The organism is Curtobacterium sp. Arg-1 (assembly GCF_025643395.1).
Lineage (GTDB): Bacteria > Actinomycetota > Actinomycetes > Actinomycetales > Microbacteriaceae > Curtobacterium > Curtobacterium poinsettiae.
The window spans coordinates 2152768-2176371 of sequence record NZ_CP095731.1 but is presented as its reverse complement, the minus strand read 5'-3'; the positions used below and the strand labels follow the sequence as shown (position 1 = coordinate 2176371).

Annotated in this window: 19 protein-coding genes and 1 tRNA gene; 8 read left to right on the top strand and 12 right to left on the bottom strand. The window is 73.0% G+C overall.

Going from position 1 to position 23604, the window contains the following annotated elements; genetic code table 11:
- Positions 1–51: 51 nt before the first annotated feature.
- Positions 52–1596, bottom strand: coding sequence for an ABC transporter substrate-binding protein (locus MXD64_RS10365; protein ID WP_263136391.1), 1545 nt, complete (start codon positions 1594–1596; stop codon positions 52–54).
- Between the two features lie 58 nt (positions 1597–1654).
- On the bottom strand, positions 1655–2602 hold the full coding sequence (locus MXD64_RS10360) for an alpha/beta fold hydrolase (protein ID WP_263136390.1): 948 nt from the start codon (positions 2600–2602) through the stop codon (positions 1655–1657).
- Between the two features lie 66 nt (positions 2603–2668).
- On the opposite strand from MXD64_RS10360, the gene MXD64_RS10355 reads away from it, so the two are divergent.
- Together MXD64_RS10355 and MXD64_RS10350 are read left to right on the top strand one after the other, a co-directional pair.
- Entirely contained in the window at positions 2669–3571 is a 903-nt protein-coding gene (locus tag MXD64_RS10355) for a siderophore-interacting protein (protein ID WP_263136389.1), read from the top strand.
- The gene (locus MXD64_RS10350; protein ID WP_214520069.1) at positions 3571–4389 is read left to right on the top strand and encodes an ABC transporter ATP-binding protein; all 819 of its coding nucleotides are present in this window, start codon (positions 3571–3573) and stop codon (positions 4387–4389) included. The genes MXD64_RS10355 and MXD64_RS10350 overlap by 1 nt, the downstream gene beginning before the upstream one ends.
- 1093 nt (positions 4390–5482) lie before the next feature.
- On the opposite strand, the gene MXD64_RS10345 is transcribed toward MXD64_RS10350, so the two are convergent.
- The 5 genes from MXD64_RS10345 to MXD64_RS10325 all read right to left on the bottom strand — a co-directional run bounded on the left by MXD64_RS10345 (position 5483) and on the right by MXD64_RS10325 (position 10895).
- On the bottom strand, positions 5483–5839 hold the full coding sequence (locus MXD64_RS10345) for a Fe-S oxidoreductase (protein ID WP_201300463.1): 357 nt from the start codon (positions 5837–5839) through the stop codon (positions 5483–5485).
- Between the two features lie 2 nt (positions 5840–5841).
- Complete coding sequence (locus tag MXD64_RS10340; RefSeq protein ID WP_042539463.1) at positions 5842–7245, bottom strand: dihydrolipoyl dehydrogenase family protein; 1404 nt, start codon at positions 7243–7245, stop codon at positions 5842–5844.
- A gap of 55 nt (positions 7246–7300) precedes the next feature.
- The gene (locus MXD64_RS10335) at positions 7301–8122 is read right to left on the bottom strand and encodes an arginase family protein (RefSeq protein WP_262159714.1); all 822 of its coding nucleotides are present in this window, start codon (positions 8120–8122) and stop codon (positions 7301–7303) included.
- A gap of 44 nt (positions 8123–8166) precedes the next feature.
- Entirely contained in the window at positions 8167–8892 is a 726-nt protein-coding gene (locus MXD64_RS10330; RefSeq protein WP_017885772.1) for a PspA/IM30 family protein, read from the bottom strand.
- 80 nt (positions 8893–8972) lie between these two features.
- A complete protein-coding gene (locus MXD64_RS10325) occupies positions 8973–10895 on the bottom strand; it encodes a TPM domain-containing protein (RefSeq protein WP_263136387.1) in 1923 nt (640 codons plus the stop codon).
- Positions 10896–11179: 284 nt separating this feature from the next.
- Here MXD64_RS10325 and MXD64_RS10320 point away from each other — a divergent pair, with 284 nt between their 5' ends.
- Both MXD64_RS10320 and MXD64_RS10315 read left to right on the top strand, forming a co-directional pair.
- Positions 11180–11383, top strand: a complete 204-nt coding sequence (locus tag MXD64_RS10320) for a hypothetical protein (protein ID WP_017885770.1) — start codon at positions 11180–11182, stop codon at positions 11381–11383.
- Positions 11384–11455: 72 nt separating this feature from the next.
- Entirely contained in the window at positions 11456–12010 is a 555-nt protein-coding gene (locus MXD64_RS10315) for a 4'-phosphopantetheinyl transferase superfamily protein (protein WP_263136386.1), read from the top strand.
- On the opposite strand, the gene map is transcribed toward MXD64_RS10315, so the two are convergent.
- Positions 11994–12761: a type I methionyl aminopeptidase gene (map, locus tag MXD64_RS10310; RefSeq protein ID WP_031259118.1), complete on the bottom strand. Its 768-nt coding sequence runs from the start codon at positions 12759–12761 to the stop codon at positions 11994–11996. The two genes, MXD64_RS10315 and map, sit on opposite strands and share 17 nt — an antisense overlap.
- Positions 12762–12793: 32 nt before the next feature.
- Between map and MXD64_RS10305 the strand changes: the two genes are divergently transcribed.
- A complete protein-coding gene (locus tag MXD64_RS10305) occupies positions 12794–13063 on the top strand; it encodes a helix-turn-helix domain-containing protein (RefSeq protein ID WP_031259117.1) in 270 nt (89 codons plus the stop codon).
- 18 nt (positions 13064–13081) lie between these two features.
- Here MXD64_RS10305 and MXD64_RS10300 read toward each other — a convergent pair whose 3' ends face one another.
- The 4 genes from MXD64_RS10300 to MXD64_RS10285 form a co-directional block, all read right to left on the bottom strand.
- Positions 13082–14401, bottom strand: a complete 1320-nt coding sequence (locus MXD64_RS10300; RefSeq protein ID WP_263136385.1) for a M1 family metallopeptidase — start codon at positions 14399–14401, stop codon at positions 13082–13084.
- A gap of 14 nt (positions 14402–14415) precedes the next feature.
- Complete coding sequence (locus MXD64_RS10295; RefSeq protein WP_263136384.1) at positions 14416–18312, bottom strand: Pls/PosA family non-ribosomal peptide synthetase; 3897 nt, start codon at positions 18310–18312, stop codon at positions 14416–14418.
- Positions 18313–18574: 262 nt separating this feature from the next.
- A tRNA-Arg gene (locus MXD64_RS10290) sits at positions 18575–18646 on the bottom strand.
- A 242-nt stretch (positions 18647–18888) separates the two neighbouring features.
- On the bottom strand, positions 18889–19464 hold the full coding sequence (locus MXD64_RS10285; RefSeq protein ID WP_071251723.1) for a hypothetical protein: 576 nt from the start codon (positions 19462–19464) through the stop codon (positions 18889–18891).
- Positions 19465–19523: 59 nt separating this feature from the next.
- Between MXD64_RS10285 and argS the strand changes: the two genes are divergently transcribed.
- From argS to lysA, 3 genes are all read left to right on the top strand, one after another.
- Complete coding sequence (gene argS, locus MXD64_RS10280) at positions 19524–21194, top strand: arginine--tRNA ligase (RefSeq protein WP_017885763.1); 1671 nt, start codon at positions 19524–19526, stop codon at positions 21192–21194.
- Positions 21195–21366: 172 nt separating this feature from the next.
- Positions 21367–22122 carry an LmeA family phospholipid-binding protein gene (locus MXD64_RS10275; RefSeq protein ID WP_017885762.1) on the top strand — a complete coding sequence of 252 codons (756 nt, stop codon included), beginning with the start codon at positions 21367–21369 and terminating at the stop codon, positions 22120–22122.
- A 59-nt stretch (positions 22123–22181) separates the two neighbouring features.
- Positions 22182–23603, top strand: a complete 1422-nt coding sequence (gene lysA, locus MXD64_RS10270) for a diaminopimelate decarboxylase (RefSeq protein ID WP_263136383.1) — start codon at positions 22182–22184, stop codon at positions 23601–23603.
- Position 23604: the final 1 nt, after the last annotated feature.

The window sequence follows — 23604 nt, the reverse complement described above, 5'->3', positions numbered from 1 at the left end:
GGGAGTGCGCCCCGGGCACGCGGCCGCTCCGGGGCGTGGTGTGGCTCCGCCTCACTTGACCGCGAGCTTCGACAGGTCGAGGCGCGAGTTGCCGCCGTCGACCGGGAAGCCCGTCACGCCGGAGCGCACCGCGGTGATCTCGGTCGCGGTGTAGAGCCACTCGCCGGCCGCGTCCTCGCTGACGATGCGTGCGGCCTTCCGCAGTGCCTCGGTCTTGGTGGCCTCGTCGGTCGCCGCGATCGACCGGGCGTAGAGCGCCTGCACCTTCGGGTTGTCGTAGCCGAAGTAGTAGTCCGGGTTCGCCCAGTTGCCGAAGTCACGCGCCTCGACGTGGTCGACCATCGACAGGTCGAAGTCCCGCTCGCCGGACTTCGGCGCCTGGAACACCGAGGACAGCCAGGTGGCGAAGTCGACGCGCTTGACGGTCAGGGTGATCCCGACGTCGGCGAGCTGGGACTTCAGCACGTCGCCGATGGTGGTCGGGTAGATGTTCGCGTAGGTGAGCGTCAGCTTCAGGTCCTGCTGCCCGGCGGCGGCGAGGAGCTTCTTCGCGTTCGCGGGGTCGTACGCGTCGATGTCGGTCAGGTCCTCGTAGCCGGGGTCGAGCTCCGGGATCGGGCCGCCCTGCTCCACGCCGGTGCCGCCGATCGCCTTGATGAGCGCCTTCGCGTCGATCGCCTGCCGGATCGCCTGGCGCACGCGCTTGTCGGTGAAGGGTTCCTTGCGGTCGTTGAACGCCAGCGTGTACTTGTCGGTCGTCTTGCCGCTGTGCAGCGTGATGTCGCCGTTGCCCTGCAGCTGGCTCTTCAGGGTGCCGTCGACCGGGTTCAGGACGTCGAGGTCACCGTTCGCCATCGCGTTGACGGCGGTCGACGGGTCGGTGATGTACCGGAAGACGATCTTCGCGACCTTCGCCTTCGTGCCCCAGTAGTCCTCGTTGCGGTCGAAGGTGAGCGAGTCGCCCTGCTTCCAGTCCGCCACCTCGAACGGACCGGTGCCGTTCGCACTGTCGGACAGGTCGTTGTCCGCGGCCTTCTCGAGCACCAGGCCGGCGCGACCGGTCAGGTTCCAGAGCAGGTCGGAGTCGGGCTTCGCGAGTTGCAGCACGACGGAGTCCGCGGACGGCGAGGTGATCGACGTGACGCCCGCGAGCTTGGCCGAGTCGACGTACGAGTCGTTCGACTTGACCTGCTCGAGCGACCACACGACGTCGGCCGCGGTGACCGGCTTGCCGTCCTGGAACGTCGTGCCGTCCCGCAGCGTGAACGTGTACGTCAGGCCGTCGTCGGACACCTGGTGCGACGAGGCCAGCACGTCGCGGACGTCGCCCTGGGCGGTCCGGCCGACGAGCCCCTGGTACACGTTGTCGATGAGCACCTGGTCGAGCGCCGCCCCGGACTGGGTGCGGATGTCGAGACTCGTCGGCTCGAGCACGAGCCCGACACGGACCGTGGCGTCCTTGCCGCCGGTGGTGTCGGACGAGCCGGAGCAGCCGGTCAGCGCGAGGGCTACGACGACGGCGACCGCGGTGGCGGCGACGACAGCGCGCCCGGTGCGCGAGGTGCGTGCAGGACGACGGAGCAGGAGCGGACTCATGGGGTGGTGGGTTCCTTCCGGGCGCGAGGGCGGGATCGGGCCTCGCGCTCGCACGAGGCTACCGGCGGCCGGGGCCGTCCGGCGACGGTTCTTCGATCGGGTGCAACAATCCGTGCCGCCCCGCCCATGCCCGGATCGCCGACGCCAGTTCGAGGGGCGCCTGGTTCTGCACCGCGTGCCGCGAGGTCACCGTCACGATCTCGGCGTCCGGCAGACGCTCGGCGAACCCGGCGTGCAGCTTCGGGGAGACGTACCCGCGGTCGCCCCGGACGAGCAGGATCGGCACGCGCAGGGCCTCGAGGTCCGGCCACGCGTCGGCGAAGCGCCCCACCGACGACGTCCGGCCGGCGGGCAGGTGCGGGAAGTGGTGCCGGCGGACGAGCCGTCCGTCCGCACCGAGGGCCGTCGTGTGCCGGGCCTCGCGCAGCAGCACCTGCCGGTCGTCGCCGACCCGAGCCTCGATCGCCCGGTCGACGACCTGCTCGAGGGACTCGAACGGCTCCTCGGCCTCGAGCGCACGGGCGATCCGGTCGACCGCACGCTGCGCGAAGTCCGGCGACATGTCGACGAGCACGAGTCCTGTGACACGCTCCGGCGCGGTGGCCGCGAGCCGAGCGGACAGGATGGCGCCGAGCGAGTGCCCGACGACGACCCCCGGCGGCACCGCGAGCGCGTCGAGCGCGGCGAGCACGCTCGGCGCGGTCGCGGCGGCCGCGTAGTCCGCGTCCTCCCGCCACGACGACCGACCGTGGCCGGGCAGGTCGAGGGCGACCGCCGGCTCGCCCACGGCGAGTGCCGTGGTGTCGAAGCTGTGGGCGTCGATGCCGAGCCCGTGCAGGTAGGTGATCCGGGCCTCCTGGCCGACGTCGCCCCACCGGATCGCGGAGATCTCCTGCCCGTCCGCGGTGCGGACCACCTGCCTGGAGGCGCGGAGCGGCGTGGTCACGCCGCTCGCGCTGGCGAGGGCGGGCAGGTCGGCGAATTCGTCGTCGGCGGCATCGGACACGGGGACGATCCTCGCACCGTTCCGGGGGCCTGGAGACGTTAGGTAAGGCATGCCATACTCGGTTCCGTGGCAACCCGGTATCGCGTCTTCTCCGTCCGTGTGGCCGCCGTGACGTCGCTCACCCCGAACTTCGTCCGGGTCACGCTGACGGGCGACGCGCTCGCCGACTTCTCCTCGGTCGGTCTCGACCAGCGGATCAAGATCGTGCTGCCCCTGCCCGGCATCGGCTTCTCCGAACTGCCCGAGGACGAGGACTGGTACGCCGCCTGGCGCGCGCTGCCGGACGAGACCCGGAACCCGCTCCGCACGTACACGGTCCGTTCGTTCCGGCCGGACGCCCGCGAGCTCGACATCGACTTCGTCGCGCACGGCGACACCGGTCCGGCGTCGCGCTGGGTGTCTGTGTGCCGCGTCGGTGACGAGCTGCGCATCGTCGGGCCGCACGTGCCCGAGTCGCCGGAGGACCTGCCGACCGGTGCCGCCGAGTTCGCTCCCGGGCACGCGAACCGGATCCTGCTCGCCGGGGACGAGACCGCCGCACCGGCGATCTGCGCCATCCTCGAAGCCCTCGACGTCTCGACCGTCGGCCACGTCTTCATCGAGGTGCCCACCGACGCCGACCGGCTGCCCGTCAGCGCGCCCGCCGGGGTCGAGGTCCGCTGGATCGCCCGGAACGGCGCCACGCACGGCGTCCGGATGACCGACCAGGTGCACGCCTGGGCCTCCACCGTCGCACCAGCCGTTGCCGCCGCGTGCGAGCCGGCCGCCGAGCTCACCGACGTCGACGTCGACGAGCAGGTGCTGTGGGACGTCCCCGCCGCGGTCGACGATCGTCCCGTGTACGCGTGGATCGCGGGCGAGGCCGGCTGCGTCAAGGAACTCCGCCGCCACCTGGTGCGCGGCGTCGGCATCGACCGCAAGCAGGTCGCGTTCATGGGCTACTGGCGGCACGGCAAGGCCGAGCACTGATGCCGACCGCGGGTGCCGCGCACGGCCCGGTCCCGACCACCGCGCTGGGCGCCCGCGGGCTGACCCTGGCGTACGACGACCGGGTCGTGGTGGACACGCTCGACGTCGACATCCCCGACGGTGAGCTGACGGTCATCGTCGGCCCGAACGCCTGCGGCAAGTCGACGCTGCTGAAGTCCTTCGCCCGCACCCTGAAGCCCCGTGCCGGCACGGTGTACCTCGACGGTGCGCCGATCGACTCGTACCGCCCGAAGGCCGTCGCCCGCCGGGTCGGGATGCTCCCGCAGACCCCGATCGCCCCCGACGGCATCACCGTGCGCGACCTCGTGTCCCGGGGCCGGTTCCCGCACCAGGACCTGCTGCACCCGTCGTCCGGGTCCGACCGGCAGGCCGTGCAGGCCGCACTGGAGCAGACGTCGACGGTGGAACTCGCCGACCGCAGCGTCGACGAGCTCTCCGGCGGGCAGCGGCAGCGGGTGTGGATCGCGATGGTGCTCGCGCAGCAGACCGACATCGTGCTGCTCGACGAGCCGACGACGTTCCTCGACATCGCGCACCAGTACGACGTGCTCGAACTCGCCTCGACGCTGCACGCCGCCGGCCGCACGGTCGTCGCGGTGCTGCACGACCTGAACCAGGCCGCCCGCTACGCCACCCACGTCATCGCGATGCGCGACGGTGCGATCGTCGCTTCGGGGGAGCCGGCGTCGGTGCTCACCGCGGACCTCGTCGAGGACGTCTTCGGCCTGCCGTGCGTCGTCGTCCCCGACCCCGAGACCGGCACGCCGCTCGTGGTGCCCCGGCGGCCCGCGGCCTGACGCGGCTGCGCCGGCGGCCGGGTGGGGCTGGTCACGACTCGTCGTGGGCCGGCGCGCGAGTGGTCAGGAACCGTCGGCTGGCGGCGCCGCAGGCGACGGTCTGCGACCGCGCGGCGCGGGCCCGGCGGGGTGTTGCGACCGGCCGTGGCCCTGTCCCGGCGCCGGCACGCGCCTCCAGGCCGTCGGCCGGTCGCGTTTCGTCGCCTGGCCCGCCTGCTGCCGAGTGGTCACGACTCGTCGTGGGCCGCACGTCGTGTGGTCACGAGCCGTCGGCTGGCAGCGCCGCAGGCGACGGTCTGCGACCGCTCGGCGCGGGCCCGGCGGGTTGTTGCGACCGGTGCGCGGGTGCAGCGGGGTGGGGCGCGGCGGCCGGGAGGCCCGTGGCGGCGCCGACACGCGCCTCCAGGCCGTCGGCTGGTCGCGTTTCGTCGCCTGGCCCGCCTGCTGCCGAGTGGTCACGACTCGTCGTGGGCCGCACGTCGTGTGGTCACGAGCCGTCGGCTGGCGGCGCCGCAGGCGACGGTCTGCGACCGCTCGCTGCGCGCCTGGCGGGTTGTTGCGACCGGCGACCGGGTGCAGTGGGGTGGGGCGCGGCGGCCGGGAGGCCCGTGGCGGCGCCGACACGCGCCTCCAGGCCGTCGGCTGGTCGCGTTTCGTCGCCTGGCCCGCCTGCTGCCGAGTGGTCACGACACGTCGTGGGCCAGCGCGCGAGTGGTCAGGAACCGTCGGCTGGCGGCGCCGCAGGCGACGGTCTGCGACCGCTCGCTGCGCGCCTGGCGGGTTGTTGCGACCCGCGACCGGGTGCAGTGGGGTGGGGCGCGGCGGCCGGGAGGCCCGTGGCGGGCCCGCCACGCGCCTCCAGGCCGTCGACTGGTCGCGTTTCGTCGCCTGGAGGGCCTGCCGCCGAGTGGTCACGACACGTCGTGGGCCGGGCGTCATGTGGTCACGAACTGTCGGCTGGCGGCGCCGCAGGCGACGGGCTGCGACCGCTCGCCGCGCTCAAGGCGGGGTGTTGTGACCGACCGAGCCGTCGGCCGACACGTCCGCCGAGGTCGCACCCGCACCCGCACCCGCACCGCACCCGCCGCACCCGTCAGCGGTACCCGCCGTCCTCCAGGCCGGCCTCGACCTCGAAGCGGTTCCGCAGCGGATCCCGGCCGGCGACGGCGTAGAGCAGCGGCATGAGCATGCCGTACCGCCGCCACTGCTCGACGTGCACCCGCTCGTGCCGGAGCACCCGCGGGCCGTCGTTGTCGCGGGTCAGGTACACCGAGCCGACGCAGGTGCCGCCTCGACGGAAGACCCAGCGTGGGAGCCCCGTGCAGACCACGAGCCCGTCGACCACCCGGATCCGCCCGGTCGACAGCGGGACGCCCACGGCGAGCCCGACGGCCGTCGCGAACGCCCACCCCGCCAGGGAGACGGGGGAGTCGAGCAGCGGGTTGCGCACGCTCAGGCCGGGCGGCCGTAGGTCTCGAGCAGGCGCAGCCAGACCTCGTTCATCGTGGGGTAGGCGGGCACCGCGTGCCACAGGCGGTCGATCGGGACCTCGCCCACGACGGCGACGGTGGCGCCGTGCAGCATCTCGGCGACGTCCTGGCCGACGAACGTGACGCCCACGACGACCCGGCGGTCCTCGTCGACGACCATCTTCGCGCGGCCCGTGTAGCCGTCGGCCTGCAGCGAGGACCCGGCGATCGCACCGAGGTCGTACTCGACGGCGCGGACGTTCATCCCCTGCTCACGGGCCTTCGCCTCGGTCAGGCCGACGCTCGCGACCTCGGGGTCGGTGAAGGTGACCTGCGGCGCGGCGGCGTGGTCGGCGGTGGCGACGTGCGCACCCCACGGCTCGGTGTGCAGCGGCGTGCCCTGGTACCGGGCGGCGATCGCCTCGCCAGCGGCGCGGGCCTGGTACTTGCCCTGGTGGGTGAGCAGGACGCGGTGGTTGACGTCGCCGACGGCGTACAGCCAGTCGGTGCCGTGCACGAGCATCGTGTCGTCGACGTCGAGCCAGTCTCCGGCGGTCAGGCCGACCGTCTCGAGCCCGAGGTCGCGTGTGTGGGCGGCGCGGCCGGTGGCGGCGAGCACCTCGCTCGTGATGACCGTGGTGCCGTCGTCGAGTTCCGTCGTGACGAGGCCGTGCTCGTCACGGTCGACGCGGACCGGGTTGACGCCGGTGCGGACGTCGACACCGAGTTCGCCCAGGGAGTCGGCGACGAGTTCCCCGGCGAAGGGCTCCATGCCGCCGAGCAGGCCGTGCCGGGCGACGAGGGTGACCTTCGCGCCGAGCGAGGCCCACGCGGTGGCGAGTTCGGAGCCGGAGACGCCGCCGCCGATGACGAGCAGGCTCTCGGGGACCTGCTGGGCGCTGGTGCCCTCGCGGGTGCCCCACGGCTTCGCGTCGGCGAGACCGGGCACCGGGGGCAGCGTGTGCAGGGAACCGGTGACGACCGCGACGGCAGCACGGGCGGTGTGCGTCTCGCCGTCGACGTCGATGGTCTTCGGTCCGGTGATGCGGGCGTGCCCGCGGATCAGGTCGATGCCGGCGGACTCGAGCCACGAGACCTGGCTGTCGTCCTTCCAGTCCGAGGTGAACGAGTTGCGGCGGGCCAGCACGTGGGCGGCGTCGAGCGTGCCGGTCACGGCCTGCTTCGCACCGTCGAGCCGCTTGGCCGCGGCGAGGGCGTGTCCGCTGCGCAGGAGTGCCTTCGAGGGCATGCACGCCCAGTACGAGCATTCGCCGCCGACGAGCTCGGCCTCCACGATGGCGACCGACAGGTCGCGCTTCCTGGCGTAGTCCGCCACGTTCTCGCCGACTGCGCCGGCGCCGATCACGATGAGGTCGTAGTCCGTCATGCGGCCGAGCGTACGCGGACCGGCATGGGGTGCGCCGGGCGCGCGGGGTGCGTGGTCAACCCACCCGGGAGGCGCTGGTCACCGCGCCGACGACGCGCAGGATCACGCCGAGGTCGTCCACTGCACGGCCCGGGTCGACGGGCGCGAACCCGGTGAGTGCGGCGCCGACGAGGCGCCGGCCGCGCGTCGCGGCCTGGATGCGCTCGACGAGCGCTGCGCCGTCGAGGCCGAACGGCACGGGTTCGAGCAGTCCGTCGACCTCGGACGGGTCGAGGACGTCGAGGTCGACGTGCACGAAGACGGACGACGCACCGGTGCGCTCGACCGCTGCGGCGAGGGCGTCCGGTGTGGCGGCGTCGACGTCGAGGTGCACGATCCCGGCCTTGTCGAGGGCGGCGCGCTCGGCGTCCTCGACCCCGCGGACCCCGGCGACGACGACCGAGGACGCCGGCACCACCGGCAGGCCGGGGAACAGGTCGTCGGGGCGGTCGACCAGCAGACGCAGGGCGGCGGTCTCGGCGGCGACGGGCTGGGCACGGTTGAGCGCGCGGTACCCGCTGGAGCCGGAGATCCGGACGAACGCGGTGTCCGGCAGAAGGGCGGCGGTCGTGCCGAGGACACTGGCGCCGTCACCGCCGACGACGAGCACCGGTTCGGTGGCGACGGCGGTCTCCTCCGCGACGCGTTCGGCGACGGCGAGCACCGAGGTGTAGCGGGCGACCGCGGTCTCGAGGCGGTCTCCGGCGCCGGCCGGGACATCGACCACGGTGGTGGACGCCCGGGGGAGGTCGGCTGCGATCGCCGACGCGCCGTCACCCAGGCGCATCGCGCGCGACGACGCCGAACCCTGCCACTGACCGACCACGAGGAAGTGCATCGTCTCAGTCTGTCAGCTGGGGTCCGGCGTCGTCAGGGTGTTCGTCAGATGCTCGAGGATCCGCCGGACTTCAGCGCGGCGAGCCGTGCTTCGACCTCGGCGTCCTTGCCGACGTCCTCGAGGCTCTCGAACTGGGCGTCGAGGCTCGACGACTGCAGCTCCTGCTGGCCGAGCACCTTCGCCTCTTCGCGGCGGACCTTCTCCTCGAAGCGGCCGAGGTCGCTCGTCGGGTCGAGCACGTCGATGTTGCCGAGGGCGTCGTTGACGCGGGACTGGGCCTCGGCGGTCTTCGAGCGGGCGACGAGGTTGTCCCGCTTCGCGCGGAGCTGCTCGAGCTTCTGCTCCATGCCGGCGAGACCGGTCTTGAGCTTCTCGACGGCCTCGTTCTGCGACGCCAGGTTCGGCTCGGCGTCCTTGACCTCCTGCTCGGCAGCGATCTGCTTGCCGATCGCGATCTTGGCGAGGTTGTCGAACTTGTCGGCCTCGGCCGACTTGCCCTCGGAGCGGTACTTGTCGGCTGCGGTGGAGGCGTTGGCGGCCTTCTGGCCCCACTCGACCGCGGCCTTCTTGTCCTCCTCGTGGTCCTGCTCGAGCAGGCGGACGTTGCCGATGGTCTGCGCGATCGCGGTCTTCGCGTCGGCGATGTTGTTCGTGTAGTCGCGGACGAGCTGGTCCAGCATCTTCTGCGGGTCCTCGGCGTCGTCGATGATCTGGTTGATGTTCGCGCGCACGAGGGTGGAGATGCGTCCGAAGATGGTCTGCTTGGCCATTGCTGTTCCCTTTCGTGGAAGTCCTGTGGACGGTGTTGTCGGGTCGTGTCTGGTTCTGGGTGCCGGGGGAGTCCGTCGGGTCAGAAGCGGCCGCCGCCGGAGAAGCCGCCGCCCCCTCCGCCGCCACCTCCGCCGAAGCCGCCACCGCCGCTGAAGCCGCCGCCGCCGAAGCCGCCGCCCCCGAAGGAACCGCCGCCGTAGCTGCCGCCGCGACCACCGAGCAGGCCGCCGAGGACGAGTCCGGTGACGAGTCCGCCGAGCTGGGCGCCGCCACCGCCTCCGCCCTGACCGCCGCCCCAGCCGTCCAGGTCGTCGTTCGCGGCGTCCATCGCGGCTGCGGCGTACTGCTCGGCCGCGCGGGCGGCGTTCAGCGCCTGGCCGGGGTTGCTCGGGGCGAGTTCGACGGCGTCGTCGTAGGCACGCTGGGCCTCGGACAGTCGCGTCCGGGCAGTCGGACCGATGCCGCCGCGGTGCAGGGAGACGTAGTCGCGGGCCTGGCTGATCCGGTTCCGGGCGTCGCGCAGGGCGGCGTCGAGTGCCTGGGTGGCGCGCTGGCGCTGTTCCTCGGCACCCCGTGCCGCGGCGATGGCCTGGTCGATCTCGGTGTTCGCCCGGGTCAGGGCGTCGACGGCGGCGACCGGGTCCTTCGGGTCGAGCCCCTGGCGGAGCACGGCTTCGGCGCGGGTGACCGCTGCGGCGAGGTCCGGGCCGCCGGAGCGCAGGCTGCGGGCGGCGGCGACGTCGCCCTGGATGTCGATGCGCATCGCCTCGGCGCGGGCGGTGGCCTCGTCGAAGGACTGCTCGGCGGCGAGTGCGCCGTCGGTGAGCTGCTGCACCTGGGCGAGGGCGTGCTGGGCGTCGCGCACGGCGACGACCGCCTCGCCCTTGTCGCCGGCGGCGATCGAGGCGGTGGCCGCGTTGGAGCGTTCGGTCGCGAAGGCGAGCACCTGGTGGGCCTGGTCGACGTTGTTCGCCACGGTTGCGAGGGTGCGGCCGGTGTAGCGGGCGCGGACGCGGTCGAGTGCGGCGGCTGCCGACCCCACCGAGGCCGGTGCGGCGGCCACGGCCTGGGCGAGCGACGCGGCGGCGTCCTCGACGCCGTCCTCGAGCGAGCGGAGCTGGTCGAACGCCTCGGTCTGTTCCTCGATCGCGGCGTGCGCCCGTTCGCAGATGACGATGATCTGGTTCGCCCACTCGGCGCGCTGCTGGGGGGTGTCGGGGATCTCGTCGTCGAGCTGCTGCCGGATCGTGAAGGCCTTGCGGACCTCGCGCTGGGCGGCCTGCACGGCGTCGGCGAAGGGCTTGGCGGCGTCGGGGCCGAACTGCGCGCTCGCGAACCCGACCTCTTGCTCGGCGGTGCGGAGTTCGTCGTCGATCGTGACCAGGGCGCCGCCGGCGCTGCGTTCGAGGTCGGCGAGCGAGGCTTCCTGTGCCTCGGTGGCTGCGGCGGTGCGGCGCTTGTTGCGGGTCCGGACGACCAGGACCACGACGACGAGTCCGACGACCACGACGAGCAGCAGGATCCACAGCCAGGTGAGGTCGACCGGGGCCTGCGACTGGGTCAGCCCGTCGGCGAAGGCCACGGCGGCGCCGGACCAGTCATCCTGCTTGAGCCGGGGCAGCAGCGAATCGTCGACGGCGTTCTGCACGTCGGACTCCGAGATCGCGGTCTCGTTCGTCTGCTGCACGTCGTAGTTGCGCTCGGTGACCGCGACCGAGAGCAGGATGCCGCCGCTGTCGATCTGGTTCTTCTCGAGCACCGCCCGACCCCACTCGGTGTGGTCGGTTGGATCGGAGAAGGAGGGCACGAACACGACGTACAGCTGCGTCTGCGTCTCGGCGTACAGGTCTTGCACGGCCTGTTCGACCCGCGCCTGCTGTGGTGCGGTCAGCGCGTCGGCCTCGTCGAGGACGTACGTCCCGCCCAGGTCGACGGGCGCCGTGGCGTGGGCGGTCGCTGCCGGAGCCAGGACGATCAGCATCGCGACGAGGGCGGCCGTCACACGGCTCCACAGCCGCGTTGTCCCCCTGTGCCCGCTCGATCCGTCCGTGTCCGATCCGTGCTGGACCGCTCGCATCCGTCCTCCGTCCGTCGCCGGTCGGTACCCCGTGGCACCGCCCCGGACCGCGCCACGAGGGCGCTGTCGCCCGGAGTCTATCCAGGCCACGCAGGGGCACCGCCAGACTCTGGGGGAACGCTCCGGAGGGTGCTTCCTGTGGACGTCCTGTCCCCCGTACCGGGGTATGCTGGCGCCACTGTTCGAGGATGAACGGAAGGGGAAGAACGATGGAACGCACCACGAGCACCGAGGTCGTCCCGCTCGAGGACGGCTACCACCGGGTGTCGACTCCGGCGACGGGCGTGATCGGTTTCGTGCGCGAGCACGACGGCCGCTACGAGGTCCTGCGCGGACGAGTCCGCCAGGCGACCCGCTCCGAGGGTCAGTACAGCACCATGAACGTCGCGCTCATCGCGCTGACGCACGCCTGATCCGCTCTGGGCCGGGCCACACGACCGACGGGCGCTGCCCGGGTCGGTGAGCCGCGCCTCCAGGCCGTCACGGTGACCATCCGGACACCGGGCGCTGCGCGCGCGGACGACCGGGAGGCACTGGTCGCCGCCGTCGCGTCGGCGACGGGTGCCGAGCCGGTCGCGGTGCGCGCGGGGCGCGTGTGCCCGCACTGCGCGGAGGCCGACCACGGCCGTCCGTGGGCGAGTGCTGCGGGCGTCCCGGTCGGCGCGAGCCTGTCGCGCGCACCGGGCGTCGTCGCCCTCGCGGTCGGACCGGCGGCACTCGGTGTCGACGTCGAACGGGTGTCCCGGGTCGCCGCCGCGCCGCTCGACGCCTTCACGCCGGGGGAACTGTTCCGGGCCGACGGGGACCCGGCGCTCCTCGCTGCCGCGTGGGCGGCCAAGGAGGCCGTGCTGAAACGCGACGGACGTGGGCTGCGCGTCGACCCGCTCGCGGTGGACGTCGACGTGGTCGGCGGCACGGCCCGCTTCGAGGGTGTCGGACAACCGCTCACCGTGCTGTTCCCCGCGCCGGACGTGGTGCTCGTCGTCGCAGCGGGTGGCCTGCCCGTCGACGTGGTCGGGACGGTCAGCGGGGGAGCGTGAGCACCTCGGCGCCGTCCTCGGTGATCGCGATGGTGTGTTCCGTGTGGGCGGTCCGCGCTCCGGTGGCGCTCCGCAGGGTCCAGCCGTCCGGGTCGGTGACCAGGACGTCGGTGTCCGCCATCACCCACGGTTCGAGCGCGAGCAGGAGCCCCGGTCGGAGCGTGTAGCCGCGGCCCGGGCGGCCGGTGTTCGACACGTGCGGGTCCTGGTGCATGGTGGAGCCGATGCCGTGTCCGCCGAACTCGACGTTCACCGGGTAGCCCGCGGCTTCGAGCACGGTGCCGATCGCGTGCGACAGGTCGCCGATGCGTGCCCCGGGTCCGGCGGCGGCGATGCCCGCGGCCAGCGCTCGCTCGGTGGCGTCGATGAGTGCGGTGTCCTCGGGGCGCGCGGTGCCGACGACGAAGCTGATCGCGGCGTCGGCGGCGATGCCGTCGAGGGAGACCGCGAGGTCGAGGGTCAGCAGGTCGCCGTCACGCAGCGCCTGATCGTGGGGCAGTCCGTGCAGGACGGCGTCGTTCACGGCGGTGCAGATGTGGTGGCCGAAGGGGCCGCGGCCGAACGAGGGGGCGTAGTCGACGTAGCAGGAGTCGGCGCCGGCGGCCTCGATCATCTCCTTCGCCCACCGATCGATCTCGAGCAGGTTCGTGCCGACGCGGGTGCGTTCGCGCAGGGTCTGCAGGATCGTGCCGACGAGGGCTCCGGTGGCGCGGCCCTTGTCGACCTCGGCGGGGGTCAGGATCTCGATCACGCGGATGATCATACCGGTATTACTATGTGGTCATGGTCCGTCTCCCACTCCGCCCGGACGAGGTCGCGCGCGGTCGTCGCCTCGGTGCGCTGCTCCGTCGTGCCCGGGGTCCGCGGTCGATCGTGGACACCGCCCTGGCTGCGGGGATCTCGCCGGAGACGCTCCGGAAGATCGAGACCGGGCGCATCGCGACGCCGGCGTTCTCGACGATCGCGTCGGTCGCCGGTGTGGTCGGGCTGTCGCTCGACGCGGTGTGGTCCGAGGTCAGCTGCGACCCGGTCGACGGCGAGCTGGCGGGATAGTCGACGCGGCGAAGCCTGCTAGCCAGCGGGCAGCGCCGGCACGGACACCTCGTCGACCCAGGGCCCGGTCACCGCGTGGACGTCCGCGACGGAGCGGCCGGCGGCGTCCGCGAAGGCGCTGAGCACGGCCTGCACGGTGACGGATCCGTGCCGGTGCCGCTCGGTGATGCTCCGCAGCCCGGTGAAGAAGGCGTCGTCGCCGAACGTGCGGCGGACGGCGTGCAGGGCGAGGGCGCCGCGCTTGTAGACGCGGTCGTCGAACATGTCCTTTGCGCCCGGGTCACCGACCACCAGGTCCTCCGGCTGCTCGAGCAGTCCCTGCCGGTACCGCTCGGCCAACACGTCGGCGGTGTCGTCGCCGCGGTCCTCGGACCACAGCCACTCGGCGTAGCAGGCGAACCCCTCGTGCAGCCAGATGTCCTGCCACCGGGTGACGGTCACGGAGTTGCCGAACCACTGGTGGGCGAGCTCGTGGGCGATGAGACGGTCGGTGCCGTGCTCGCCGTCGACGTGGTTCCGGCCGAACACCGCCAGGCCGTGGGCCTCGAGCGGGATCTCGAGGTCGTCGTCGGTCACCACGACGGCGTACGCCGCGAACGGGTAGGGGCCGAACCGGTCACCGAAGAGCGCGAGCATCTCCGGCACCTGGCCGAAGTCGGTCTTCGCGGCGGCGGCGAGGTCGGCGGGGTGGTGCAGTGTCACGGGGACGCCGCTCGTGCGCAGCTTCGCGGTGCGGTAGCGGCCGATCTGCACGGTCGCCAGGTACGTCGCCATCGGCTCGGTGGTGGCGTAGGTCCAGCGGGTGCCGACGCGGTCACGTTCCTTGGCGAGCAGCTCGCCGTTCGCCAGGACGTCGTACGCCGCCTCGGCCGCGATCTCGATGCGGTAGGTGGCCTTGTCGTCGGGGCGGTCGTTGCACGGGAACCACGACGGCGCCCCGGTGGGCTGCGCGGCGACGATCACGCCGTCGGAGAGTTCCTCCCACCCGAGCTGCCCCCATGCGCTGCGCACGGGGTGCGGGGTGCCCCGGTACCGCAGGTGCACGCTGAACACGGTGTCGGCGGCGATCGGGTCGGCCGGGGTGACGGTCACCTTGTGCGTGGCGGTCGACACCTTCTTGGCGCGTCGGCCGTCGACGTCGACGCGGTCGACCGTGAGCCCGTGCAGGTCGATGACGACCTTGTCGAGGGGTTCGAGGGCGCGCGCGGTGATCGTCGCGGTGCCGTCCAGGCGGTTGGTGGCGACGCGGTAGTCGAGCCGGAGCTCGTAGTGCTCCGCACTCCAACGTCGGTCGCCGCTGTGCGGGGTGTAGGGGTCTGCAGCGGGATCGGTGGGCACGGGGACAGTCAACCTCATGGTGCCGGTGGGGCTGTCACCGAGGGCGGTGCCGCTGTCCACGGAGCGATCGGGTTGCCGGCCCAGCGGGACCCCGGCGGCACCTGCTCACCGCGCATCACGAGCGAGGACGGTCCGACGGTCGCCCCGGCACCGATGCCGGCCGCCGGCAGGACCACGCTGTGCGGCCCGAGCGTGGCGCCAGCGTCGAGCCGGACGGTGTCGAGCTGCATCACGCGGTCGTGGAACAGGTGCGTCTGCACGACCGTGCCCCGCGCCACCGACGCCCCGGACCCGATGGTGACCAGGTCGGCCTCGGGCAGCCAGTACGTCTCGAGCCAGGTCCCGCGCCCGATCGTCGCGCCGAGGCTCCGCAACCAGACGGCCAGAGCAGGGGTGCCGGTGGCCTGCTCGGCGAACCACGGCCGGGCGACGGTCTCGACGAAGGTGTCCTGCACCTCGTTGCGCCACACGAACGACGACCACAGCGGGTGCTCCCGGGCGGTGATCCGGCCGACGAACGCCCACTTCGCGATCGTCGACACCACTGCGGCGACGGCACCGGCGGCGATGAGCACCGGACCGGCGAGCAGCACCGTCCACCCGATCCCGACGGCCGACCACAGCGCCAGCAGTGTGCCGGCCACGCCGAGCGCGATCGCGGCGGACACCATCGGGGCGACCAGGCGCAGCAGCTCCCAGCAGCCGCGGGAGACCTTGAGCCGCCTGGACGGACGGAACGTGCGTGCCTCGTCGAACTCCGTCGCCGCTCGTCGCAGCCGCACCGGGGGTGATCCGAGCCACGACGACCCGCGCTTGGCCTTCTTCGGCACGGCGGACAGCACCGCCACCAGGGCCTCGCGCGGCACCGAGCGTCCGGCGCCCGTCATCCCGCTGTTGCCGAGGAACGCCCGACGACCGACCTTCGACCGACCGATCCGCACCCGACCGCCGCCGAGCTCGTAGGTGGCCACCATGGTGTCGTCGGCCAGGAACGCCCCCGACGCGATCTGCGTCAGCGCCGGGATGAGCAGCACCGTGGAGATCTCGGTGTCCCGACCGACCCGGGCGCCGAGCAGGCGCAACCACACCGGCGTCACGAGCGAGGCGTACAGCGGGAACAGCAGGGTCCGCGCCGCGTCGAGCACCCGCTCGGTCGACCACACCTGCCAGCCGATCCGGGAGCGCACCGGGTGCCGCCCCTCGTGCAGGCCGATGCCGAGCAACCGCACCGCGACCACCACCAGCAGCGCGTACACCGCACCGGCGACGACCGTCGCCAGGGGGACCGTCACCAGCGCGCGGAGCACCGCGTCGCCCAGGGCCGACGCCCGCCCCACCAGGGCCAGGGCGACCAGCAGTCCGACCGCGACACCGACCACCGGCAACCCGGCCACCGCCAGGGACCCGGCCCCGTACGCGAGCAGCCAGCGGCGACGGACCGCAGGGCGGGCCTCCCGGTCGCCGCGAGCCGACCCGACGCGTTCCGCCGGCGCCCCCGCCCAGCGTTCGCCCGCCGGCACCGGACCGCCGACGGCGGAACCCGCCGTCACCTCGGCACCCGCGCCGACGTGCGCCCCCGGCAGCAGCGTCGTCCGGCTCCGCACCACGGCGTCGTCGTCGATGCGGACGTGCCCCAGGTGGAACACGTCGCCGTCGAGCCAGTGCCCGGCAAGGTCGACCTCGGGTTCGATCGACGCGCGCTTGCCGATCGTCAGCATCCCGGTCACCGGCGGCAGTGTGTGCAGGTCGACGTCCCGCCCGATCCGCGCACCGAGCGCCCGTGCGTAGTAGCTGATCCACGGGGCACCCGCGGTCGACGGGCCGTCCACCGCCTCGGCGATGCGCTCGGCCAACCACACCCGCAGGTGCACCGAACCCCCACGGGGGTACGAGCCCGGACCGACCCCGGCGAGCAGCAGCCGCGCCAGCACCGCCGTCAGCGCCATCTTGCCGATCGGCGTCACGAACACCAGGAGCATCAGCACCAGCACCGGCCAGGGCAGCACCGGCAGGAACGGCAACGTCGTCGCGTGCAGCACCGCAGCCACCAGGGCCGTCCACGTCAGCACCCGCAGCCCGCGGAGCACCTGCACCGGCAGCCCGAGCAGCGTCATCAGCAGCCCCGTCGCCGGGGGGACCGGAGCCACGTCGCGCGACGACGCCTCGACCGGCCCGGACTCGTCCAGCGCCGCCGCCAACGCCCCGATCCGCGGGTGGTCGTACACGTCAGCCACCGTCGTCGTCGGGAACCGCTCACGGATGGCCGACACCAGCTGCGCCGCCGTCAACGACCCACCGCCGTGCGCGAAGAAGTCGTCGTCGACGCTCGCCACCGGCACCCCGAGGATCGCCGACCACCGCTCGGCGATCCACGCCACCGTGTCCGGCAGCATCGCCGCGTCCGTCGCCCCCGGCAACGGCCACGGCAGCGCCGCACGGTCGACCTTGCCCGACGTCCGTGTCGGCAGCGACTCCACCACCGCCACCAACGGCACCAGCGCCGCCGGCAACTCCTGGCGCAACCGTGCGTTCGCCGCCGCCACGTCCACCGTCGCCCCCGCCACCGGCGCCACGTACCCGACGAGCACCTGGTTCCCCGCCGGGGTCCGCTGCACCACCGCAGCACCACCCGCCACGTCGTCCAGGGCCTGCAGCGCCGCATCGATCTCACCGAGCTCGATCCGCCGACCGCCGAGCTTCACCTGGTCGTCCGCACGCCCCTGGAACACCAGCCCCTCGGGCTCGTACCGCACCAGGTCCCCGCTCCGGTACGCCCGCTCCCACCCGAGCTCCGGGAACGGCGCGTACTTCTCCGCGTCCTTCGCCGGGTCCAGGTACCGCCCCAGCCCGACCCCACCGATCACCAGCTCACCGACACCGCCCGGCTCCACCCGCTGCCCGGCACCGTCCACCACGGCCAGGTCCCACCCGTCCAGCGGCAACCCGATCCGGATCGGCTGGCTCCCGTCGAGCAGGGACCCGCACGCCACCACCGTCGCCTCGGTCGGCCCGTACGTGTTCCACACCTCACGGTCACGACTCGCGATGCGCGCCGCCAGCTCCGGCGGGCACGCCTCACCACCGAAGATCACCAGCCGCACCTGCTCCAGCGCATCGTCCGGCCACAACGCCGCGAGCGTCGGCACCGTCGACACCACCGTGATCGTGTGCGCGATGAGCCACGGCCCCAGGTCCACCCCCGTCCGCACCAGCGACCGGGGCGCCGGCACCAACGCGGCACCGTGCCCCCACGCCAACCACATCTCCTCGCACGACGCGTCGAAGGCCACACTCAGCCCCGCCAGCACCCGGTCACCCGGACCGATCGGCGCCGCCTGCAGGAACATCCGCGCCTCGGCGTCCACGAACGCCGCAGCACTGCGGTGGGTGACCGCCACGCCCTTCGGCACCCCGGTCGACCCGGACGTGAAGATGATCCACGCGTCGTCGGTCTCGCGGGGGAGCTCGGCGCTCGCCGCAGGGTCGGTCACGGGCAGTTCCGTGCCGTCACGATCGCGCAGGACGCCGCCGGCACCGATCACCCCGACGACACCGGCTTCGCCGAACACCAGGGTGGCGCGTTCCTCGGGGTCGTCGGCATCGACGGGCACGTAGGCGGCTCCGGCGGCCAGCACGGCGAGGATCGACAGGTACAGGTCGCGCCCGCCGGAGGGGATCCGCACCCCGACCCGGTCCCCGCGCCGGACGCCCCGGCGTGCGAGGTCGTCGGCCTGCGCGTGCACCAGGTCGAGCAGGGCGGCGTAGTCGACGCTGCCGGCGGGGTCCTCGAGCGCGGTGGCGTCCGGATGGGTCGCCGCGGTCGCCGAAAGGACGTCGAACAGGGTCCGTGGGGCGGGTGCGTCGCCGCCGCGGGCGAGTTCGAGCTGCGCGTTCCCGGTGCCGGTGGTCATCGAGGCCTCTTCCCGGTCGCGTGCGGGACGACCGGCCCGTGATCCTAGGGGACCGAGGTGTCCCGCTCGGAAACACGGGGTAGCGCAGGGGCGGGGCGGGGCGTCGCGCGCCGAGTGAGCAGAAGACGTCGGGTCACCCGCCTCGACCCGTCGCGTTCTGCTCACTCGACGAGGAGCCCCAACGGGGGAAGGTCGCCGCAGGCGACATCGTGCGCAGCCGACAGAGCGCAGCGAAGACGTCTGCTTGCGCGGGTGTGTCCAGTGCCCCCAGGAGGATTCGAACCTCCGCCCCTGCCTCCGGAGGGCAGTGCTCTATCCCCTGAGCTATGGGGGCCAAGGGGTGTGAACAACCGTAGCAGGTCCGGTGGGTGGTCCTGGACAGCGCGTGTCGCGCTGTGGACGCGGGGGTCGCCGGACGGGAGGCGCGGTGCGGGCCCGCCACGGGCCTCCCGTCCGCACGGTGCGCGGGTTGCGTTCCGGTGCGGTGTTCCGCGTTCCGTGCGGCGCTGGAAGCGCGCACCGGGCACGCAACCGCGCACCGGGTGGCGGACCGCGCACCGTGCCGGCCCGCGTGCGTCAGCCCGCAGGCGTCGCCGACCCCGTCGCGGACGGCTGCAGCGCGGCCCGCACCGCGTCGACGACGGGCTGCGCCCCACCCGGCTCCGTGAACAGCGTCGACTGCGCGGTGATCCAGTACGGGTCGGCGAAGGCATCCGCCCGGCCGACGGCACCGTTCAGGGCGAAGTACCCCTCGACGCGGTAGGTGGGGACCGATCCGCCCCGCTCGTACAGGGCGTCCTTCAGGTTGGTGAGCGACTTCTCAGGCAGGTCGGCGACCGCGAACGTGATCGCCGTGGCGTCCGCGTCGGTGCTCACGAACCGGCAGACGCGGCCCTGCTGCTTCGCGATGGTCGCGGCGGGGGAGCCCTTCGCCGGTGTGAACGAGTCGTCGAGCTCGAAGGTCTGCCCGTACACGGACAGGGCGCTCATCGGCAGGAGTTCCCCGCAGGTCTGCGACACCGGCTTGCCCGCGGGGGTGCCACGGGCCGACGGGGTGCTGGCCCCGCCGCCCGAGCACCCGGCGAGCACGACGGCTGCTGCGGTGGTGAGGGTGGCGACGGTGAGCGCCCGGGCACGGCTGCGGGGGGTCATCCCGACATGATGCTGCATCGATCGGTGCGGACCTGGGCGTCCCGGTAGGATCGGTCCTCGTGACTCCAGCCGAACTCTCCGCCGCGTACCTGTCGATCCTGACCGGGATCGTCGAGCGCCGAGGCGCGTCCGACACCGTGACGATCGAGGAGTCCCACGTGGTGCTCGAGCGTCCGAAGAACCGCGCCCACGGTGACTGGGCCTCGAACGCGGCCATGCAGCTCGCGAAGCGGCTCGGCACGAACCCGCGCGAGCTCGCGACCGAGATCGCCGGTGAGCTGACCGAGCTCGACGGCGTGGACTCGGTCGACGTCGCCGGCCCGGGCTTCATCAACATCACGCTCGAAGCCGCCGCCGCGGGTGAGATCGCGCGCACCATCGTCGACGGCGGCGAGTCCTTCGGCACCGGGGACCTGTACGACGGCGTCCGGATCAACCTGGAGTTCGTCTCCGCCAACCCCACCGGTCCGATCCACATGGGCGGCGTGCGCTGGGCAGCGGTCGGCGACAGCCTGGCCCGCGTGTTCCAGGCGCAGGGCGGGCTCGTCACCCGCGAGTACTACTTCAACGACCACGGCGCGCAGATCGACCGCTTCGCCCGCTCCCTCGTGGCCAGCGCCCTCGGTGAGCCGACGCCCGAGGACGGCTACGGCGGCGCCTACATCGCCGAGATCGCGGCACGGGTCATCGCGACCCTCGAGCCGGGCACCGACGTCCGCGACCTGCCGCGTGACGAGGCGCAGGAGCTCTTCCGCCGCGAGGGCGTCGACTTCATGTTCGCCGACATCAAGTCGTCGCTGCATGACTTCGGCGTCGACTTCGACGTCTACTTCCACGAGAACGCGCTACACGAGTCGAAGGCCGTCGAGCGTGCCATCGCCCGACTGCGGTCGGCCGGTGTGATGTACGAGGCCGAGGGCGCCGAGTGGCTCCGCACCACCGACTTCGGCGACGACCGCGACCGCGTCGTCATCAAGTCGGACGGCGAACCCGCGTACATCGCCGGTGACCTGGCGTACTACCTCGACAAGCGCGAGCGCGGGTTCGAGCGCAACCTGATCATGCTGGGCGCCGACCACCACGGCTACGTCGGCCGGCTGATGGCGATGTGCGCCGCGTTCGGCGACGAGCCGGGCAAGAACCTCGAGATCCTGATCGGGCAGATGGTCAACCTGCTCAAGGACGGCGAACCGATGCGCATGTCGAAGCGCAACGGCACCATCGTCACGATGGAGGACCTGGTCGACGCCGTCGGTGTCGACGCCGGCCGCTACGCCCTGGTCCGCTTCGCCAGCGACACCGCGATCGACATCGACCTCGACCTGCTCACGAAGCGCACGAACGACAACCCCGTCTTCTACGTGCAGTACGCCCACGCCCGCACCCAGTCGGTGGCCCGGAACGCCGCGGCCGCCGGGGTCGACCGGTCGGTGTTCGACGCCTCGCTGCTGACCCACGAGTCGGAGAGCGCGCTCCTCGGAGCCCTCGCCGAGTACCCGCGGGTCGTCCGGCACGCCGCCGAGCTGCGCGAGCCGCACCGCATCGCGCGCTACATCGAGCAGCTGGCCGGCCTGTACCACCGCTGGTACGACTCCTGCCGCGTCACGCCCCTCGGCGACGAGCCCGTGACCGACCTGCACCGCACGCGCCTGTGGCTGAACGACGCCACCGGCCAGGTCGTCCGGAACGGCCTCGGCCTGCTCGGCGTGTCGGCTCCGTCCCGCATGTAGCGGTCGCCCTCTCCGCAAGACACCGGTGTTCGCGCACCGAACACCCGCATCCCGGGGTGTCGAGCGCGAACACCGGTGTTTTGCGTCCTGGCCGCGCCCGGCCGCAGCCCGGCCGCGCCCGGCCGCGCCCGGCCGCAGCTGCGCCGCAGGCCGGGCTGGCAGGCTAGGACGCATGCCTGCAGCCACCGAACGCCCCACCAAGCGCCGCCGCTGGCCCGTCGTCCTGCTCGTGCTCGTCGTGGTGCTCGCCGGCCTCGTCGTCGTCGCCGAGTTCGTGCTGCGCGGCGTCGTCGACCGGATCATCGCCCAGCAGGTCGAGCAGTCGCTGCCCGACGGCACGACCGGCCAGGTCGACGCGCACGCCGAGGGCATCGTCATCCCGCAGCTCATCAGCGGCACGCTCGATCGCGTCGAGATCTCCTCGGAGAAGCTCACGGTCGACGGCATCCCGCTCGCCGCCGACGTCACTGCGCAGGACGTCCCGGTGGACGGCAAGGGTGACGTCCGCGACGTCGACGGCACGGTCACCCTGGCGTCGTCGAGCGTCAAGGACCTGGCGAAGTACAGCCCGCTCTTCGACCGCCTCAGCCTGGCCGACGGTGGGGTCGAGCTGACCGGGTCGTCGTCGGTGCTCGGCTACGACATCACCTACGCCGCCAAGGGTGCCGTCGTCGCGCAGGACGACGGCCGCGGTATCTCGATCACCCCGGAGAGCGTCCGGATCACGAACTCCGACCTCGGTCTGAAGGTCGACTCGATCCCGGGTGTCACCGGCGTCCCGGTGCAGGTCTGCACCGCGCAGTTCCTGCCCGAGGCGCTGCGGGTGCGCTCACTCGACGTGTCGAAGTCGGACGCGACGGTCCGCATCACCGCGGACGCGCTGCCGCTCACCGAGGACGGCCTGCGGACCGTCGGCAGCTGCCGCTGAGCGGACGGGTGCGTAACGCGGCCCGGGAGGCGTGGCTCGCGTCGGTAGGATCGGGTCCCGTGAGCGAGAACCCCCTTGCACCGCCGCGGCTGCGGTTCCCGACGGACGCCTCCGAACTGGTGGACCGCATCTGGCCCGCGTCCGCGACGCGGACCGACGACGGCACCCTGGCGATCGGTGGCATCAGCGCGACCGACCTGGTCGCCCGGTTCGGCACGCCGCTGTACGTCGTCGACGAGCGTGACGTGCAGTCCCGTGCGGTGCGGGTGCGGAACGCCTTCACCGAGGCCTTCGAACGCATCGGCAGTCACGCGCACGTCTACTACGCCGGCAAGGCGTTCCTGACGACGCAGGTGGTCGCGTGGATGGCCGAGGCGGACCTGCGCGTCGACGTCTGCACCGCCGGTGAGCTCGCGGTCGCCCTGGCCGGTGGCATCGACCCCGGTCGGCTCGGCTTCCACGGCAACGACAAGTCCGACGCCGAGATCGCCCGTGCCCTCGAGGTCGGCGTCGGCACGATCGTGCTCGACAGCCACGAAGAGGTGCAGCGCGTCGCCCGCGCCGCCGCCGACGCCGGGGTCGTGCAGCGTGTGCGCATCCGGATCAACACCGGCGTGCACGCGTCCACCCACGAGTACCTGGCGACCGCTCGCGAGGACCAGAAGTTCGGCGTCCCGCTGTCCGAGGCCGTCGACGCCGCGGCAGCCGTCCGTGCCGAGCCCTCGCTCGCCTTCGTCGGCCTGCACTCGCACATCGGTTCGCAGATCTTCGACGACGCCGGCTTCCGCGAGGCAGCACGTCGGCTGATGGACGTGCACGCGACGCTCGTCGCCACCGGCCCGGTGCCCGAGCTGAACCTCGGCGGCGGCTGGGGCATCGACTACACCGAGGCCGACTCGGCGTTCGCCCCCGAGGACGTCGCCGATGCACTGGCCGCGATCATCGGCGAGGCCTGCGCCGAACGCGGCATCCCGGTGCCGGACATCGCCGTCGAGCCGGGCCGGTACGTCATCGGCCCGCCCGGGGTGACGCTGTACCGCGTCGGCACGATCAAGCCCGTCACGCTCGAGACCGACGACGGCGGCAGCGCGACCCGCACGTACGTCTCGGTCGACGGCGGGATGAGCGACAACATCCGTCCGGCCCTGTACGGCGCCGACTACACGGCCCGGCTCGCCCGCACCTCCGACGCACCAGCGGTGCTGAGCCGCGTCGTCGGCAAGCACTGCGAGAGCGGCGACGTCGTGGTGAACGACGAGTACCTGCCCGGCGACGTGCAGCGCGGCGACCTGCTGGCCGTGGCGGCCACCGGTGCCTACTGCTGGGCGCTGTCGAGCAACTACAACCACGTGGGCCGCCCGCCGGTCGTCGCCGTCGCGGACGGCACAGCCCGTATCCTCGTGCGGGGCGAGACGATCGACGACCTGCTCGCCCGTGACACCGGGGTCGCCGCCGTGCCCGCCGAGGGCACCGGCCGCTGAC

Coding starts and splice junctions, on each gene's coding strand:
- MXD64_RS10305 (WP_031259117.1), top strand. CDS start 12,794: ATGGTCCGTCTCCCACTCCGCCCGGACGAGGTCGCGCGCGGTCGTCGC.
- MXD64_RS10275 (WP_017885762.1), top strand. CDS start 21,367: ATGCCTGCAGCCACCGAACGCCCCACCAAGCGCCGCCGCTGGCCCGTC.
- MXD64_RS10320 (WP_017885770.1), top strand. CDS start 11,180: ATGGAACGCACCACGAGCACCGAGGTCGTCCCGCTCGAGGACGGCTAC.
- MXD64_RS10285 (WP_071251723.1), bottom strand. CDS start 19,464: ATGACCCCCCGCAGCCGTGCCCGGGCGCTCACCGTCGCCACCCTCACC.
- MXD64_RS10350 (WP_214520069.1), top strand. CDS start 3,571: ATGCCGACCGCGGGTGCCGCGCACGGCCCGGTCCCGACCACCGCGCTG.
- MXD64_RS10335 (WP_262159714.1), bottom strand. CDS start 8,122: ATGCACTTCCTCGTGGTCGGTCAGTGGCAGGGTTCGGCGTCGTCGCGC.
- MXD64_RS10295 (WP_263136384.1), bottom strand. CDS start 18,312: ATGACCACCGGCACCGGGAACGCGCAGCTCGAACTCGCCCGCGGCGGC.
- MXD64_RS10340 (WP_042539463.1), bottom strand. CDS start 7,245: ATGACGGACTACGACCTCATCGTGATCGGCGCCGGCGCAGTCGGCGAG.
- MXD64_RS10365 (WP_263136391.1), bottom strand. CDS start 1,596: ATGAGTCCGCTCCTGCTCCGTCGTCCTGCACGCACCTCGCGCACCGGG.
- MXD64_RS10330 (WP_017885772.1), bottom strand. CDS start 8,892: ATGGCCAAGCAGACCATCTTCGGACGCATCTCCACCCTCGTGCGCGCG.